The 18,026-nt window shown below is 50.8% G+C and carries 14 protein-coding genes; 4 read left to right on the top strand and 10 right to left on the bottom strand.

What is annotated here, in order from left to right:
• Both EOE67_RS08035 and istB read left to right on the top strand, forming a co-directional pair.
• Positions 1 to 488 (top strand): Mu transposase domain-containing protein (locus EOE67_RS08035; RefSeq protein WP_420849768.1); only part of this gene is annotated, 488 nt, incomplete at its 5' end.
• Between the two features lie 11 nt (positions 489 to 499).
• Positions 500 to 1,246 (top strand): IS21-like element helper ATPase IstB, encoded by a 747-nt coding sequence (gene istB, locus EOE67_RS08030; RefSeq protein ID WP_127698533.1) that lies wholly within the window; start codon positions 500 to 502, stop codon positions 1,244 to 1,246.
• Between the two features lie 64 nt (positions 1,247 to 1,310).
• Here istB and EOE67_RS08025 read toward each other — a convergent pair whose 3' ends face one another.
• Positions 1,311 to 2,900: a sialate O-acetylesterase gene (locus tag EOE67_RS08025; RefSeq protein WP_127698532.1), complete on the bottom strand. Its 1,590-nt coding sequence runs from the start codon at positions 2,898 to 2,900 to the stop codon at positions 1,311 to 1,313.
• Positions 2,901 to 3,185: 285 nt separating this feature from the next.
• Between EOE67_RS08025 and manD the strand changes: the two genes are divergently transcribed.
• Complete coding sequence (gene manD, locus EOE67_RS08020; RefSeq protein ID WP_127698530.1) at positions 3,186 to 4,394, top strand: D-mannonate dehydratase ManD; 1,209 nt, start codon at positions 3,186 to 3,188, stop codon at positions 4,392 to 4,394.
• Positions 4,395 to 4,495: 101 nt separating this feature from the next.
• On the opposite strand, the gene nadS is transcribed toward manD, so the two are convergent.
• The 9 genes from nadS to EOE67_RS07975 all read right to left on the bottom strand — a co-directional run bounded on the left by nadS (position 4,496) and on the right by EOE67_RS07975 (position 16,268).
• Positions 4,496 to 4,786: a NadS family protein gene (gene nadS / locus EOE67_RS08015; protein WP_127698528.1), complete on the bottom strand. Its 291-nt coding sequence runs from the start codon at positions 4,784 to 4,786 to the stop codon at positions 4,496 to 4,498.
• Entirely contained in the window at positions 4,783 to 5,100 is a 318-nt protein-coding gene (locus EOE67_RS08010) for a type II toxin-antitoxin system RelE/ParE family toxin (protein WP_127698526.1), read from the bottom strand. The genes nadS and EOE67_RS08010 overlap by 4 nt, the downstream gene beginning before the upstream one ends.
• 269 nt (positions 5,101 to 5,369) lie before the next feature.
• Positions 5,370 to 6,149, bottom strand: coding sequence for a hypothetical protein (locus tag EOE67_RS08005; RefSeq protein ID WP_127698524.1), 780 nt, complete (start codon positions 6,147 to 6,149; stop codon positions 5,370 to 5,372).
• A 78-nt stretch (positions 6,150 to 6,227) separates the two neighbouring features.
• Positions 6,228 to 7,400: a hypothetical protein gene (locus EOE67_RS08000; protein ID WP_127698522.1), complete on the bottom strand. Its 1,173-nt coding sequence runs from the start codon at positions 7,398 to 7,400 to the stop codon at positions 6,228 to 6,230.
• A 126-nt stretch (positions 7,401 to 7,526) separates the two neighbouring features.
• Complete coding sequence (locus EOE67_RS07995) at positions 7,527 to 8,090, bottom strand: hypothetical protein (protein WP_127698520.1); 564 nt, start codon at positions 8,088 to 8,090, stop codon at positions 7,527 to 7,529.
• A gap of 280 nt (positions 8,091 to 8,370) precedes the next feature.
• On the bottom strand, positions 8,371 to 11,025 hold the full coding sequence (locus EOE67_RS07990; protein WP_127698519.1) for a glycoside hydrolase family 3 protein: 2,655 nt from the start codon (positions 11,023 to 11,025) through the stop codon (positions 8,371 to 8,373).
• A gap of 58 nt (positions 11,026 to 11,083) precedes the next feature.
• Positions 11,084 to 13,675: a glycoside hydrolase family 3 N-terminal domain-containing protein gene (locus tag EOE67_RS07985; protein WP_127698517.1), complete on the bottom strand. Its 2,592-nt coding sequence runs from the start codon at positions 13,673 to 13,675 to the stop codon at positions 11,084 to 11,086.
• A 38-nt stretch (positions 13,676 to 13,713) separates the two neighbouring features.
• On the bottom strand, positions 13,714 to 14,775 hold the full coding sequence (locus EOE67_RS07980; RefSeq protein ID WP_127698515.1) for a glycoside hydrolase family 43 protein: 1,062 nt from the start codon (positions 14,773 to 14,775) through the stop codon (positions 13,714 to 13,716).
• A 5-nt stretch (positions 14,776 to 14,780) separates the two neighbouring features.
• Positions 14,781 to 16,268, bottom strand: a complete 1,488-nt coding sequence (locus tag EOE67_RS07975; RefSeq protein WP_127698513.1) for an MFS transporter — start codon at positions 16,266 to 16,268, stop codon at positions 14,781 to 14,783.
• A gap of 267 nt (positions 16,269 to 16,535) precedes the next feature.
• Between EOE67_RS07975 and EOE67_RS07970 the strand changes: the two genes are divergently transcribed.
• Complete coding sequence (locus tag EOE67_RS07970) at positions 16,536 to 18,023, top strand: sugar porter family MFS transporter (RefSeq protein ID WP_127698511.1); 1,488 nt, start codon at positions 16,536 to 16,538, stop codon at positions 18,021 to 18,023.
• Positions 18,024 to 18,026: the final 3 nt, after the last annotated feature.

The following is an 18,026-nucleotide window of genomic DNA, read 5'->3' as shown; positions in this document are numbered from 1 at the left end:
CGGTCCCGCATCATCTGGTGAGTCACACAGTGACGATTGAAGCGACGGCACAAATCATCTGCGTGTATTACCAAAGCAAAGTGGTTGCTCAGCATCCCAGAAAACATCACGACGGCGGTTTTACCACAGTCAAAGAGCATATGCCTGACGCTCATATCAAACAGCGCTGGAGCGCTGAACGGTTAATGGGTTGGGCTGACAACATTGGCAGCGGTGTCAGGGCTGTGATCACCTTCCAGCTGGAGCGTCGTCAGCATCCGGAGCAAGCGGTGAAAAGCTGTCTGGCCATTCTGAGTCTGGCCAAAAAATATAGTAATGAGCGGCTGGAAGCTGCGAGCCAACAGGCGTTGCTACTGGAGCAGCCGTACTTAAAAGTGATTACCAATTTGCTGGTGAACAACAAAGAACACGCCTCAAACGCCGGAGTTGTTGATGAGCAACCACCACTGACGCACCACAATATCCGCGGCCAACATTACTACCAATAAGGAAAACCAACATGAGTTTATCGACATTACACGAGCAACTACGCGCATTGCGGCTTGGTCACTTCAGTCAGGCATTACAGCAACAACAAGCACAACCCGCGACATACAGCGACATGAGCTTCGAAGAGCGGCTAAGCTTGCTTGCCACGCATGAACTGCTCTGCCGGGATAACACCAAAGTGCAGAAGTTATCGCGCCAGGCGAAATTACGCATTGATGCGCGCGCCAGTCATATCGATTACCGAGCCAATCGAGGACTACGTAAAGACAAAATCGCCGCCTTACTCAGTGGCCAGTATCTGCATCACAACCAAAACATCATCCTGACAGGCGCTACGGGCTGCGGTAAAACCTACCTTGCCTGCGCACTGGCCACGCAAGCGTGTGATCAGCATCACAGCGTCCGTTACTACCGGCTCGGTGAGCTGCTGGACGAGCTCAATATCGGACGCGCTGACGGATCATACCGTCAGCAACTTAGTGCACTGGCCAAACGTAAGCTACTGATCCTGGACGACTGGGGCATGGAATCACTGACAGCGCGCCAAGCGAATGACCTGCTTGATGTGATGGAAATGCGTTATCAACAATCAAGCACCATTATTGCCAGCCAAATACCGACCAGTGAATGGTACAAACTCATTCCAAGTCCCACCATTGCAGATGCGCTGCTAGACCGTTTACTACACAACAGCCACCGAATTGAATTAACAGGAGAGTCGATGAGAAAACTAGACCAATCCGATCACTTAGCGTAAAAATACAATCACGAAAAAGAACGGCTAGCAGGTGATCGGATAACTCCGGAATCGCTGATCGGATTCACCGAAATATGCACGCCGTATTGGGCGCGCTTAAACTCTGGCGCTGCGCTTCACGCAAACCGGCCCAACTGCTGTCTTGCGGTTGAGCTGTTTTTTCTAAGAAGTTGGCGAGTTGTACATAGAGAAATGGCAACGGCTTGTCGTCAGCGGCCTGAAAATGCGAACGCCAATCCTGGATCATCGCCTGAAATCGCTCCTTATATTGTTGATATTGGCCGACATTTGATTCGCCCTGATACCAGATCACGCCTTTGACCGGCAACTTGGTGAGTGGCGCCGCCAGTCCATTAAATAACCCGAGTGGTTTCCAGCGGATAAAAGTATCGCCAGGCAGCGGCTTAGCCGTCGCTGCTGTTTTCATTTTCCAGACACCCGTTAACGGAATGTGCTGGCTGTCGGTGCCTAGCCAATAAGGCTTATCCGGGTATAAACCGGTTTTACCATTGGTGGCGGTAATTCGCAGTGCCAGTTGGTTGGCGCCGGCTTTGAGCAGGCCAGCCGGAATATCGTAACGCCGTGGTGGATACTGATAGGTGGTATGGCCGACTTGTACGCCATTGAGATAAACCTCTTCGGCGTCGACAATGGAGCCGAGCCGCAAAGTATCCGCTTGTTTGGCTTGCGCTTCGCTCAGCTGCACTGTTTTTCGCAACCACCAGACGCCGGTAAAAGGTTCAGCCCGAAAACCAGGCACTGTAAAATCTTGCCACTGGCTGTCATCAAACTGATTGCTATACCAGGGTGTTGTTGGATTCAATCCGGGATCACGACGCTGTAAATCACCATACCAAGCCTGGTTTTTTGCCTGATCAGCAGCTGTGACATCAGCAATCAGGTGCGGGTCGCGGTACTTCAGCCCTTCGGCCAGTGCGTCCGGAAAAGCCTGCAACGCCGATTCGCTCAGCCAGGCTTCCACCGGCGAGCCGCCAAGTGCATTGTTTAAGATACCGATAGGGACTTTGTGCTGGCGATATAAGTCACGGGCGAAATAAAATGCCAGCGCCGAGAAATGCTCGATGGTCTTCGGATTGGCGGACAGCCACTCGCCAGTGGCCACATCATATTGTGGTGCGTGGAAATTGTAGTGCTGTGGCACCGTAAACTGGCGGATCAGCGGATAATCGGCGTTGGTTAAATCCTCCGGATAAGCCTCTTTTAGCCGCGCCATCGGCAGTTCCATATTGGATTGACCTGAGGCCACCCAAACATCGCCAAAATACACATCATTGAGCGCAATACGGTTTTCTCCCTGGAACACAAACTGATGCGGCCCGCCAGCCGGTTGCGCGGGTAAGCTGATTTGCCAGCGGCCTTGTGCTGCGGGCTGTGTCGGAACGTCACTGGCTAAAGCTGGTGCTGCCTGGATCTGCCCAATCACCTTACCGTTGAAACTGACCACCACGGTTTCACCAGACGCGGCATAACCCCACAGCTTGATCGTGCTATCGCGCTGCAACACCATGCCCTGACTAATCAGTTTTGGCAGCATGATATCAGCCAGTCCCGCTGGACTGAGGAGTAGCAAGCTGCTGCTCAGCGCAAGCTGCAGACGATGACGTTTTGATCTGACCCGCTGAAGTTCGAACATGCAGCACACCCATCCGGTTTTATTGTCGTTTTTCCTACGGTTACCCTAACAGCTGTGGCAGGAGCGCGACACCAGCCTGACAGGAATGACAAGCTGTCTGGGAAAAATCATAAGTTGTTTGCGGACAGCTGGTTTGTGGACAGCCACTTATTCCGCAGCTGTTGCCACAGCTGTTCAGGCAGTCTCATGGCGGATTCCGTAATTTCGTTGCGAGTATTCTCAATTGCAGCACGCGTCAGCGCTGTTAGCCTGAGATTTTTGCATTTGGTTACAGGAACTCACCTTATGAAAATTACCGCAGCGCGCGTGATTGTCTGCAGTCCGGGACGCAACTTTGTCACGCTGAAAATTGAAACGGCTGAAGGCATTTATGGCATTGGTGATGCCACCTTAAATGGCCGTGAGCTGGCGGTGGTCAGTTATCTGGAAGATCACTTAATCCCATGCCTGATTGGGCGGGATGCGCGGCAAATTGAAGATATCTGGCAATATTTCTATCGCGGTGCTTACTGGCGTCGCGGCCCCGTCGGGATGACCGCGTTGGCGGCCATCGACGTCGCGTTATGGGACATCAAAGCCAAAGCGGCTGGCATGCCGCTGTTTCAGTTATTAGGTGGCCGTAGCCGCGACAAAGTGCTGGTGTATGGTCATGCCAACGGTAAAGATATCGCGGATACCGTCGAAGCGGTGGCTCGTTATCGGGAGCTGGGTTATCAAGCCATTCGTGCGCAATCTGGCGTTCCTGGGTTGGCGTCAACTTACGGCGTCTCCAAAGACATCTTGTTTTATGAACCGGCAGATGCAGCTTTACCCAGTGAAAATCTGTGGTCGACCAGTAAATATTTAAATTATGTACCGAAGCTTTTCGCTGAACTTCGGCAGCACTTCGGCGATGATGTCCACCTGTTGCACGATGTGCATCACCGATTAACGCCGATTGAAGCGGCCAGGCTTGGCAAAGAATTGGAGCCGTTTAAGCTGTTCTGGCTGGAAGATGCAGTCACCGCAGAATTGCAGGAAGGCTTTAGGCTTATTCGCCAGCACACCACCACGCCATTGGCAGTGGGTGAGGTGTTTTCGTCCATTCATGATTGCCAGCAACTGATTAGCGAACAGCTGATCGACTACATCCGCACCACCATCGTCCATGGCGGCGGGGTTACCCATCTACGGCGGATAGCCGCGTTGGCCGAGCTGTATCATGTGCGCACCGGTTTTCATGGTGCCACCGATTTATCGCCGGTCACCATGGGCACAGCACTGCATTTCGACACCTGGGTGCCCAACTTTGGGATTCAGGAATACATGCGACACACCGCCGAAACCGATGCGGTATTTCCACACGACTATCAATTTGAGCAAGGCTTTTTGTACTGTGGCGAAACCCCGGGCCACGGCGTCGATATCGATGAACAACTCGCCGCTCGTTACCCTTATCAACGCGCTTATTTACCGGTCAACCGGCTGGAGGATGGCACGCTTTTTAATTGGTAGTGGGTTTCATAGGTAGATTGCCGCTTTATGCTCGGGTGATTGCGCTGGAGTTGAGGTGTAGGAAGGGTAAAAATCAGCCAGCGTTGTTGCTGGCCGTAATGTTAGCCTTGTAAGGCTTTTAAAGCATACTTTGGATCTGCATCCAGGATTTTCAGCAGGGCGCGCGCAGGTCCCGTCGGATGACGGCGGCCTTGCTCCCAGTTCTCTAGCGTGCGTTTGCTCACGCCAACCACCGTTGCAAAACGCTCCTGCGTCAGCCCGGTTTTGGCTCGAATGGCTTTGACCTCAGGCTCTGCGAACGCGGTTAACCGGGCAGGTTTAGCCTTCCCCTGGATAATACCGTCTGCTTGCTGGACACTTTCCAGCAGCGCGTTAAACAGTTCGTCATTCATGCTGACCACCTCTCTACGATTTTACGCAAGGCACTTACCTGCGCATCCGTTAAATTATCTTGCTCGTTCTTTGGGTAAGCCAGCAGCATGTACAGCTGATCATCTGCGCTCATCCAGTAATAAATCACCCGTACGCCGCCGCTTTTACCGCGACCTTCCAACGACCAGCGTACTTTGCGAAGACCGCCACTGTTTTTGATCAGCGCACCCATTTCCGGGCGCGTCAGCAGCGCTTCCTGCAAGTCCTTGTATTCATCATCACTCATCAAGCCGGTAATGAGCTTGGTGAAGATGGGCGTTTCTATAATGATCATAATCACGCATCCTATCCGCCAATGGCGTATATCACAAGTGAAATCTACCACCGTTATGTTCGATGGAGATTTCATTTGAGTTCTAGCGAGTTTGACAGTTGCATCACCGATGCCGATTCGCCTTAGATGCATTTGGAACCGTTGATTACGAGAATACATTCGCACCAGTGGCCCTACCCAACGCATTGCCAAAAGCATCGGGTAAAACAAAGCCCCTGTTTTAACGAAGGGGCTTTATCAATTTATGGCTGTCCTGAATTATCCTATAATCACTTTTTTGGAAAAACGACACGATCACCAATTTTGTATTTACTAACCAAGATTGCGTCCAAAAAAGCACTTCCGACGGAGTGCCTTAGAAACTCTGGGATAATTAATGAAAAAACAATAATAATACCTGCACTCACCACATTAAAATCGGTGAAAGCTGCGTAAATGGCTCCCAGAGCTACTACCAGCCCGAAAAATTTATAGAATCCGTTTAGGGTCTTTGAAGTTAAATCGACAGGTTTTGCAAAAAAATCAATTTCCCAGAATGCTGTAAATTTCAAGAATTTTAACTTGTCATTAAGTTCATGCACTTCCATGTATCCATCTTTTGTAAGGTAAAATATGTCTTCACCATGCTTGTTTTCAATTTTACGATACCATAATAGCGTTCTATGAAAATCGGACCAAAAGACGAATCGCAACAAAAAAAATAGCGAATAAAGGAATAGCAACACAAGCATACTATATGAAATAAAAGGCCAGCCGCTAAAATAAGCCATCTCCAGCAAAACACTGATGTATAAAAACATAAAACACAATCCAGCTAAAAACCTCCACCATACAAAAAACAGAACATGCATTCTAAAATTAAAAATTACTCCACAAAATGATACTGGAATATAGAAATACCAGTACTTCTCCAACAAAAATTCAACTTCTGTCACACCGGAAAAATGACGAAAAACTAGAATCAATAAAAAATGACCACCTAAGAAAATCCATGGAGCTAAGGCATAACTAGGTAAGCTCGCGACTGTTCTATAAAAATTCTTAACCACAATATCTCCAACTAGGAAGCTCAATTAATTTTGAGCCCCTATGATTATTCCCGAAATTAGTCTTAAGGGGCTTTTCTGCTAATTTTTCCACCATTTTTTCAGATCATCCCCAACTACTGGATCAAATACATGCTCTCCAAAAGCCCAGCTCGCGGCAAAACCTATAATGACGGCTCCAGCAACAACTGGAGCTGCAACAGTACCTGCAAATATTGCGGCTCCCGCAATTACTGCCGTCGTCACAACCCCCCCAACAGCTCCGCTGACACCGCCCTTAATCATATCGACCCCTGAATCCTTAGCAAAAGCCTCAGACAGTATCGGTTTACCCTGAATACTATATTCTATCGCTGTTCCAACAGGGGCTAACAAAGCACCTACTCCAGCACCTGATTTAAGAGCATTAACCATAACACCCGTCGCAGACAATCCTTGTGTTACCGTGCGGCTATTGATAGGTAATTGATCAGGATTAAAACCCGGCCGTTGGGTACCATCTAACGTAACCAGATTATTTCCAAGGGCAAACATAGTTGCTCCCGGCTTAGTGTGCGCCATGATTCCCTTTTGCGCTGTGTCATGAAGACTCTTTGCAAATAATGCGTTTGACACTACTGATTGTGCTGCCGGCACTGGTGTGACATCTTGACTACTGTATGCAACATACTGGTTCCAAGCTTTACCAAAACTCGATTGCTGTATTGTTGATGTGTTTGATGAATGTCCATTCATCTTAGGTATCATCGACAGTGTTTGTGTTGTCCCATACTGGTCAAACATTCCATTATGACCACCCAGTGCGTAGTACTTCATCTCATGCTGACTTTTCGCAATGCTGTACTGTGTTGCAGAAACGCGATTGCTGAGTTGCCCCATTGCAAGCTTCAGCACATCATTGTTACCCCACAAGCCTTCATCGCTTATCCAGCTCGTCAGCCCCATGATGGAGTCCACTGCATTGGTGCCGCTCATCGTGATACCACCTTTAGAGCGGTCCAGCCGGTTATTGGCAATTTGCAGCGTGTCACCGTCTTGCGCAATGCTGACTTTTTGTCGCTTGTCAGGGGACAACGATGCCAGCACTTCCTTAGCGGCCAACAGTTTTGCCTGAGTATCTGGGATGCCTGCGGCAATAGCTTGCTCATAGGCCTGCTGACCGCGTTGGTTCGCGGCTTTTTCATTTTGAGCGTTTGATTTCGTGCTTAAGCCACTAACAATCGAGTTCCCCAACGCATTGCCAAATGGATGCAATAGGTAGGGTCGTCATACCAACATTTGCAACCAACATTCACCGGATTTCAAAGGTGTGCATCCGTCGCACTGATAATTTATACACTGACCATCAACTAAAAATAGAGCCGAATAATGCACGTATTTTTAAGCTGTTGGCAATGATTGGATGTCTCGAGATTTTCGTTGCCGCATCGCGATGGCAGTTCCAATAAAGGGTAGGATGGCTACCGCGGCTACACTAAGATCAACAAGGTATCCGTCAAAAAGATTCGAGATAAACTGATGTACATTTTGGAAGTCACCTGCCAAGAGTTGAATGGCGAGTGATGGCGCTGCGCCAAGCGCACAGGCTGCGATAGCTATTGAAAATGAAATGCCGATTAATACCGAATAATGCTCGACACGTGGCAAGCGATGACTTACCAAAGCTAAAATATTCAGAAGGGGAATTGCAACTATCACTGCGTCACGAAGGCGATGTAAAACGCAAATGCCCAATATGACAAGCAAAGCGATCAGACCAATGCCTAAGCTTGATTTAATGGATAAAAGACGTAAGGTACTGACAATAAAGATAATGAAGGTAATTGCGACCCCTATCGACACTGCATTAAAAGGGAATCTGGGAAACGTTAGGTTAATATACAAAATTTGTAACGGTGCAATCAGAACGACAAGTACAAGTGCTGCAATGCGAAGTGGAGTCATCAGATACAATCTTTTTTAGCGGCAGAAAACCCGTAAGTTGTTGCCAGATTACGAAGTAACAATGACTTAAACTATCTGTTAAATGTTCCAAGATCAACGATGTCTAAAAAATAGCATTTAGGAGCAGATTATTAAAGTTAAACGAGGTCCGCAATTAGCACAAAGTAAGCTTTGCGAGAATAAAACATGTGCCTAACCGCCCAGCCACACCTGCCCCAATCAGGGCAGGTGTTCCATACAATCAGCAGTTTATAACCCAAATCTTCAAGGTTGAAGGGGCTTATTCGCCCCCACAAACCCCTTGCCCTTCATTCTCCGTCAACCGTACCCGCGCCAGTTGTAACTGGAATCCGGCCGGGCTTTCGATCAGCAGCGGGTGGGTGATCGCTGTCAACTTAAAGTCCGGGTTGTTCTGACTAAAACAGCGCAGCGGGATCTTCAGGCTTTGCCAGCCTTTGCCGAGTTGTGTGCTGAAATAGTTGCTGAAATCGAGGCTGGTTTTGCATTTGTCGCCGCACAACATGCCAAGCAGAATTTTCGCGGCCTCTTTGTCCGTAGAAGCTTTGTCCGTTGCCGCAGGCAGGGCCAACACCTGATATTCCAGTTCCAGTACCATATCGCCGTTGGCTTGGCGGGCTAAGTCCAGACTGGCTTGTTGGCTATGGGTTAGCGCCACGCTGGCAGTTTTGACAAAGTTTAATACCACCGAATCTTCCTGCTGCAGGCGATCGGTGGCTTTGGCCGTGACAGCGCCTTGCGCCGATTGTTGCAGCGGATCCGTCACCACCGTGACTTGCCCGTCGTCGATGAGCTGCAATTGCCATGGACTCACCGCTTTGCCGGCATGTACATAACGGCTGAAATTCACCACTAAATCTGCGCTAATGCCTGAATTTTCCTGAAGCTTGGCCACAGTCACATCATCCTGGTAAGTCAAACCATAACCAAAGGCAAATTGCGGCTGATAGTTAGCGTCCCCGACATTTAATAAAGCGCCGGTGGCATCTGCTGGCCAGGAAAACGGCAGTTTGCCCTGAAAGTCATGGCGAATGCTGCCATCCGCCGCGCGGATCAGCACATCGGCGATAGCGCCACCTTCAGAGCCTGGTAAAAAGGTGGCGACAAAAGCGTCGGATTGATTCAGTTCAGGATTTACCCAGAGTGGCCGCCCGGATAAAAACACTGTCACCGTTGGAATACCCTGGGCTTTGAGTTCAGTCAGAATTTGTAATCCACGGCCATCATCAAACGCCAGATGCGCACGGTCGCCAACAAACTCGGCATAAGGATCTTCACCAAATACCACAATCGCCACATCTGGTTTGGCATCAGCCGCAAAACGGCCATTTTCACTTAGTTCAACAGTGCCACCCGCCGCAGTCACTGCGGCTTTGATGCCTGCATAAATCGATTCGCCATTCGGAAAGTCGCTGTTTTTATTGCCGGCACCTTGCCAGCTTAACGTCCAGCCGCCGCTTTGTTTACCGATATTGTCCGCGCCATCGCCGGCTACCAACACTTTGCTGTTGGCTTTGAGCGGCAACAGTTGTTGATTGTTTTTCAGCAGCACCAACGATTTACGCGCCGCTTCCCGCGCCACAGCACGATGCTCAAAGCTCGCCATCAGCTCAAACTTGCCTGCCAAGGGCCGCTTTGATGGCAGTACCTCGTCAAATAAGCCCATTTCGGCTTTGATCCTAAGCACCCGGCTGACCGCTTCGTCCAGTCGCGCTTTGGAAATGCGCCCATCTTTCACCTGCGCCAGGGTGTTGTGATAGAGCTTTTCCCAGCTATCTGGCGCCATAAACATATCTAAACCGCCATTCAGCGACGCGGCACAATCTGTTGGCGTACAGCCTTTAACCTGGCCATGGCCATTCCAGTCGCCAACCACAAAACCATCAAAACCCATCCGGCCGACTAACACATCGCTCAGCATCGGCTGGAAACCATGCATTTTTTCGCCAAACCAGCTGTTGTAGGAGGCCATCACCACCCTCGCCCCGGCTTGAATAGCGCTGTAATAGGGCTGACCATGCAAATCACGCAGCTCTGCTTCAGTATGCTGATTATCGCCTTGATCTTTACCATCAACGGTGCCGCCATCCCCCAAAAAATGTTTTACTGTAGCGAGCATATGTTCACCACGTAAAAACTCGGCTGTTCCAGGAACCCCTTGAATACCTTGCAGAATATGTGGCGCGTAAGATGCGACCAACGCCGGATCTTCACCATAGGATTCATAAGTGCGCCCCCAGCGATCGTCCCGCACCACGGCGATGGTTGGTGCAAAAGTCCAGTCAAGGCCTGTCACCTGCATTTCGATCGCAGTCACCCGGCCGATTTTGCGCAGCAATTCCGGTTCACGCATCGCACCTAAGCCGATGTTATGTGGAAAAATGGTGGCGCCTTTGACATTGCTGTGGCCATGTACCGCATCGGTGCCCCACATCACCGGAATATAAGGCCGACCATCGCTGGTATCGGTGCTGGCTTGCCAAAAGGCATCGGCCAGTTCCAGCCAGGCTTTGGCGCCAACTCTATTATCAGCACCTGGTGCTGAGTTACCGCCGTTGAGCACACTGCCCAGATAATAATCACGCACCTGCTTTGGCGTCACCGAGCCGATGTCCGCCTGGATCAGTTGCCCTACTTTTTGCTCATCGCTCATTTGCGCCAATAAAGCACTGATTTTGCTTTCAATGGCTGGGGTACGGGCAATCGGCGATGGCTGCAATGGCCAGTTTTTGGCGTCGATAACTGGCTTTTCAACAGCTACTGGTTTTTCCACAGCAACTGGATCGGCTGTAGCGGTGGTGGTCACGGCCTGACTGTTGGTTTCGGTGGGTGATGGCCCCGGCTGTTCACAACCGGATAAAGCAAAAGTGCAAGACAACACCAATAAACCGGTACTTAATTCGTTTGCGATCGCCATGTCTTGTGCTCCTTCAGGCTGATTATTTGCGATGTCCTGCTTTGCGGACAGCCGCCGTTTATTGTTCATATCGGACATCCACGGTACTCAAATACGCTCTGTGCGCACCGACATCCGTCACTTCGCCATCAATGTCAAAGCTGCCATGCAAGCGCAGATCAGCCGATGAGCTGCCAATCATCAGCTTGATTTCGCCAGGCTCGACCACCCAGTTTTGATGGCTGTCCACAAAGGCCAGCAGGTTGACCGGCACTTTAAAACTGACCAGCGCCTGCTGCCCCGGCTGTAAATCGACCCGGGCAAAGGCTTTCAGTTGCTTCACCGGCCGAGTGATACTCGCCACCGGATCATTGATATACAGCTGCGCCACTTCGGTTCCGACAACCTTGCCGCTGTTTTTCAGCCGAAAGCTGACAGTCACTTCGCTGTTGGCGACCGCACCTCTGGCGCTTTCGACAATTTGCAAATCGCTGTAGTCAAAACGGGTGTAACTCAAACCATGGCCAAAGGGGTACAGCGGGCTGATGTCATCAAACAGATAACCCCGTTTGGCGGAAGGTTTATGGTTGTAAAAACCGGGTATATGACCGGCGCTACGGACAAAAGTCAAAGGCAATTTGCCGGATGGATTGACGTCGCCAAACAGCACATTGGCAACAGCAGCGCCGGTTTCTTGCCCCAGATACCAGGCCTCGATAATCGCAGGCATGGTGTCAGCGAGCTCGCCTAACGCCAAAGGACGGCCATTACTCAGCACCAACACCAGCGGTTTACCGGTCTCTTTGGCCACCTGCAGTAAGGCCTGTGCCAGCTGCAGCTGATTGCCGACCAATTCCAGACTGCTACGATCGCCCAGATGTTCCTCGGCCCAGGCTTCGCGCGATAAACCTTCGTTTTCACCGAGTACCAGCACCACCGCATCCGAAGTTTTGGCCAAAGCCACCGCTTCTTCCAGCAAGCCCTGGCGGTCCCCGGCATTGGTTAATTGAATACCGTCCTCGTTCCAGCGTTGCATCGAAAAAGTACCGGCGGTGGCACTGCGCTCTGCCAATCTAGCGGCGGCTTTGGCCTGCAACATCGCAGTGGTCGAGGTGTCTGTGCTGGCGATTTCCACATCACCAGCCCCGGCGTCGTCCGACACTTTAGTCGTTACTGTTTTCGTTACCGTTTTTGTTAACAGCGTGCCGCGAGCAAAGCGGACTTCGGCTTTGCCCTGTAACTTCGCCTGCAGTCCGGCAACAATACTGACGGTTTGCCGCGGAATACTGCTGTAGCCACCGAGCAAGGTTTCATCGGCATGCGGGCCAATCACTGCCAGCTTTTTGATTTGATTTACTTTGAGTGGCAAGCTGCCATCGTTTTTGAGCAGCACCAGCGATTTTTCCGCCATCTGCCGGGCAAAAGCCCGCTGCTCAGGTGCCCCAACCAACCCATCAGCCTTAGACGCATCGACATAAGGGTTTTCAAAAAGTCCCAGCCGGAATTTCAGCGTCAGCACGGCGCGAACTGAGGTATCGACTACTTTTTCCGATAGCTGTCCTGTTTTGACCAGTTCCAATAATTTTGGATAAGCCTTTGGATCCGGCGTTTCCATATCGACGCCCGCCAGCAGCGCGGCCTTGGCGGCTTCGGCATCACTTGCATATAAACCATGGCGACTGTTCAGCTCCTGAATGGCAAAATAGTCGCTGACCATCACGCCACGAAAGCCCCACTGCTTGCGCACTACATCGTTGAGCAAGGCGCCATTCACATGAGAAGGGATGCCATCAATTTCGTTATAGGACGGCATAATACTGGCGGCATGCGCCAGCTTCACTGCAGCTTCAAACGGCGGTAAAAACACTTCATGTAATTCACGAGGGGCTATTTGCGCCGGCGCAATATTGACCCCAGCACTGGGCTGACCATGACCGGTCAGGTGCTTGAGCGTTGAGATCACTTTATCGCTGGCGAAAGGCCCCTCAGCGCCAACATCACCCTGAAAACCAGTCACTGCCGCCACGCCCAGCGCCGACATGAGATACGGATCTTCACCCATGGTTTCTTCAATCCGGCCCCAGCGTGGGTCGCGGGCGATATCCAGCACTGGCGCTAAGGCCCAGTGTGCGCCGGTCGCGCGCATTTCTTTGGCTGCGAGTGCATACACCGCCTGTAAATCCTGCGGTGACCAGCTACTGGCGAGCGCAATCGCTTGCGGAAAACTGGTCGCATCAAAAGCCACATAGCCATGCAAAGCTTCTTCGTGCATCAAGGCCGGAATACCGAGCCGGGTGTGTTCTTTCAGCCAGCGCTGCAGCGCATTATTAAATTCGGCGGTTTGCCGCGGCGTTTTAAATTCACTGGGCCGGGCGATATGGCCAATCCCCAGTGGCATCTTTTGCGCCGCAACTTCGGCGATAAACTGTAAACCGTCATCGCCGAGCTCAGCGGATGTTTCCATCGCCCGGCGTTGGTGCCACAGGGTTTGTAATTGCGCCAGTTTTTCTTCCAGCGTCATCCGGCTGATTAAATCATCCACCCTGGCATTCACCGGTAAAGCGGCATTTTGGTAAGGAAACGAGCCTGCGGCCTGACTGCTGGCCAGGCCGCCGGTTAAGCCACAACTCAGCACGGCGGCAGACACCGCGGTGATCAAAGGTTTACGCATCACAGTGCCTCCTGGGTTTATAGCCAGATTGTCGTGGTTTAATCGCGGTAAGGTTTTAAGGTTTGAATGCGGCCGTCAGCGTCGTACTGAATTTCTGCCATTTTCACCGAACGCAGATGGGTCACGCCGCCGGACAAAATCGAGTCGTGATAAAACAGATACCATTTGCCTGCAAATTCAGCGATTGAATGGTGGGTGGTCCAGCCGACCACTGGCTCCAGAATGCGGCCCTGATAAGTAAAAGGCCCATACGGATTATCGCCGGTGGCGTAACACAAAAAGTGGCTGTCGCCGGTCGAATACGAAAAGTAATAAGTGCCCTGATATTTATGCAGCCATGACGCCTCAAAAAAGCGCCGGTCAGTATCACCGGCTTTGAGCGGCTGGCCTTGCTCATCGAGAATTTGAATTTCCCGCGGCGTTTCGGCAAATTCCAGTAAATCATCGCGCAGTTTCGCCACAATCGGGCCAAGCGCCGGCTGATCTGCCGTTGGTTCTGCATGGTCGGCGTGCCATTGATGATTACGGTATTGCTGTAACTGGCCGCCCCAAATGCCGCCGAAATACAGATAAAACTGGCCGTCATCGTCTTCGAATACCGCCGGGTCAATCGAATAGCTGCCTGCGATCGGCTTTGGCTGGGCTTTGAAAGGCCCTATCGGCGAATCACCGACTGCGGCACCGATTTGGAAAATGCCGTCCGGGCGTTTGGCCGGAAAATACAAATAATATTTGCCGTTTTTGCGGGTCGCATCCGGCGCCCACATTTGGCGCTCGGCCCAGGGCACATCTTTGATATGCAAAGCCACCCCGTGGTCGACCGCCGGCGCATCGGGGCCAGCCATCGATAACACGTGATAATCTTCCATACCAAAGTGATCACCGTTATCGTTAAACGGAATACCTGCTTCGATATCATGGGATGGATAAATATAAATGACGCCATCAAATACATGCGCTGATGGATCGGCGGTATATATATGCTCGACCAGCGGCTGCGAGATCGCTTTGTGTTTGAGTGCCTGTAAATCCGGCTGTGCCTCGTTTGGAACTGCTGGCTCGACCTCAGTTGGCGCTGTTGTCTCTGAAAAATTCGTCATCACCCTTACTCCACTTGCGCCAAACCGGCAGCAGATCGACGCTCGTTCAGCGCCTGCTCGATTTGGGTTTCTTTATGTTTATTAATCTCATACAGGCACACACAGCCGACGCCCAATAAAAACGGCAGTGACGCATACAGGCTGACTGAGAGTTTGATGCCATGGATGGTTTCCGGGGATTGCGCTGCCAGCTGCGCGTCGTAACCAACCTGCGCCAAAATGCCAGCGACCAAGGCGCCGCCAATCGATAACCCCAATTTCAGGCCAAAAATCATCGCCGAGAAAATAATGGCGGTGGCGCGACGGTTGTTTTTCCATTCCGAATAATCGGCCACATCGGCAATCATCGCCCAGAGCAGCGGAATGGTGATGCCATAGAAAAAGCCATGCAGAATTTGCGACAAGAACACCATGCCAATGGCATCAGATGGAAACAGATAAAACGCCAGAATAAACAAGGTGGAAATAAACAACGCCACCGCAAACACATCACGTTTACCAAAACGGTCGGCTAAGGGTTTGGAAAAACCAATACCAATAATCATGCAGATAATGCCGCCGGCATTAAATAAGCTAAAACCCGAAGTCGCGGCGTCTTTTGGCCACAAAAACTCGGTTAAACCCATGCTGGTTAAACCGCTATTTAGCGCCAGAATAAAACTGTTAAAGCCAATATCTTCCAGAAAAACCGCGACCTGCTGCTCACTTAAATAGTTTTCGAAATAGAAAATATACATGCCGCCTTTTAACGCCAGGGTGATAAACACCAGCACGGTCAGAATGAGCATGATCAGCCAGGGCCGGTTTTTCAAAAGGTCGCTGACATCCTGCCGGATACTGGAAGTTTGGCCGGAAATGGTTTTCACCCGCTCTTTGGTGGTGATAAAAGTGATCAGGAAAAACACGATGCCAACCCAGGCAAACAAGGTCATGGTGTTTTCAAAACCCACAGCTTTATCGCCATCGCCCAAAATAAGCACCAGCGGTAGCAACAGCGCCTGAATGATAAATTGCGCCACCATCACCGCGACAAAACGATACGCCGACAAACTATTGCGATCGGCCATACTGCCGGTTAACACGCCGCTGAGCGCCGAGTACGGCAGGTTATTGGCTGAATAAACCAGCACAAGAAGCACGTAAGTAATAAAGGCATAAATGATTTTGCCATCAGGGCCAAAATCCGGCGTACTGAAGGCCAGCAGGGCAATCACGCCAAAAGGTATGGATGTCCATAAAATCCAGGGCCGAAACTTGCCCCAACGCGTTTGGGTGCGGTCAGCAATAATCCCCATGATCGGATTAAAACAGGCGCCAATTAAACCACCGGTAAAAATAATAGTGGCGGCAGCGGCCGGCGGAATTTGATAGACGTCGGTGTAAAAAAACGCCAGAAAGGTCATCAACGTCTGAAAAATCAGATTGGCAGCGAGGTCGCCCAGGCTGTAGCCAATTTTTTCGGTGACCGAGAGTTTATGTACTTCTGTTTGCATCTGTTCCTGCCTGCTGTTGTTATTGTTTTTATGTTGTTGCTTAAAGTTGTACCAATCGGGTCGACTGGATTTGGTGGCTGTCCTGGGTCTCATGCCCACGCCACACATTTGTGGCTGTCTTCAATTTTAAGGCCATACCATAACGCGCCAGCCGCTTTGGCGAATTAACGTAATGTACTGCCAGAATTATGTTTTTTAACAAGCCAGCTGTTTTGCGACCAAATTACACATATGCTGCAATTCAGAGCAACCCCCAATGGAGCCACTATGTTGCAATCCTCAATATCAGACCCAGCACAAGCCGGATCGCCAACCACACCAGCTGACGCAGCCGCCGAACATCAGGCAGAAAATAAAATGTTTATTTTGTTTATCAGTCTGGTCGCCACTATCGGCGGATTTTTGTTTGGTTTTGATAGCGGCGTCATCAACGGTACTGTTGACGGCTTGCAACAGGCGTTTAATTCACAAAGTGTTGGCACTGGTTTTAACGTCGCCAGTATGTTGCTCGGCTGTGCGGTCGGCGCCTTTTTCGCCGGACGCTGGGCCGATATCAGCGGTCGTCGCACTATTTTGCTGGTTTCGGCAGTGCTGTTTATCATCAGCGCCTGGGGTTCGGGGATTGCGGTCACCTCACTTGAATTTGTGATTTACCGGGTGCTCGGCGGCTTAGCAGTTGGCGCGGCTTCCGTGATCACTCCGGCCTATATTTGTGAAGTTGCCCCAGCGCGCTATCGCGGCATGCTCACCACTTTGCAGCAAATCGCTATCATCTTTGGCTTGTTCATCGCTTTTGTCAGCAATTACCTCCTAGCCAATTATGCGGGTGCCTCTACCGCCATGTTATGGCTGGATTTCGAAGCCTGGCGCTGGATGTTCTGGGTCGAGTTGCTACCAGCCTGCTTGTTTTTAGTGATGTTGTTATTTATTCCGGAAAGCCCACGTTATCTGGTGCTGCGCGGTCGTACAGCCGATGCCGGCAAGGTACTCACCCGCTTATACGGCGCCAGCGCTGCCAGCCGCAAACTGAGTGAAATTCAACAATCGCTTAATACCGATCATCCACCGAAACTAGCAGATTTACTCAATCCGGCAGATAGCGCAGATCCAGCTGCCAAGCCTGGCAAGCTGAGAAAGATTGTCTGGGTCGGTATTGGTCTTGCCAGCTTTCAGCAACTGGTCGGTATTAATGTGGTGTTTTATTACGGCGCGGTGCTGTGGCAAGCAGTGGGTTTTTCAGAAGCTGACGCCTTGTTTATTAACGTGATCAGCGGCGGTATCAGCATCGCAGCCTGTGTTTTCACCTTGCTGGTGATTGATAAAATAGGTCGCAAGCCGCTGCTAAAATGGGGCTCAGTGGGCATGACGGTGACTTTAGCGCTGATGGTACTGGCATTTTTAAATGCAAACCAGGATGCAGCGGGCAATTTGCTGATGGGCGACTGGGGCATCGTGGCGCTGGTGAGTGCCAATGCTTATGTGTTCTTTTTTAACCTGTCCTGGGGCCCGGTGATGTGGGTGATGCTGGGCGAAATGTTCCCGAATCAGCTGCGCGGTGTTGGACTTGCGGTTAGCGGTCTGTCGCAATGGGTGTGTAACTTCCTGATCACCATGACCTTTCCGCTCTTGTTGGCGAGTGTTGGTTTAGCTGGTGCTTATGGCCTGTATACGCTCGGCGCACTGCTATCGATTTGGTTTGTGGTGAGCATGGTACATGAAACCAAAGGCACCGAACTGGAACAGATGCAGGGCTAACCA

Origin of the sequence: Rheinheimera riviphila (genome assembly GCF_004005945.1) — a bacterium.
GTDB lineage: Bacteria > Pseudomonadota > Gammaproteobacteria > Enterobacterales > Alteromonadaceae > Pararheinheimera > Pararheinheimera riviphila.
The sequence above is the reverse complement of the archived record's forward strand: the minus strand, read 5'-3'. Positions and strand labels throughout refer to the sequence as shown.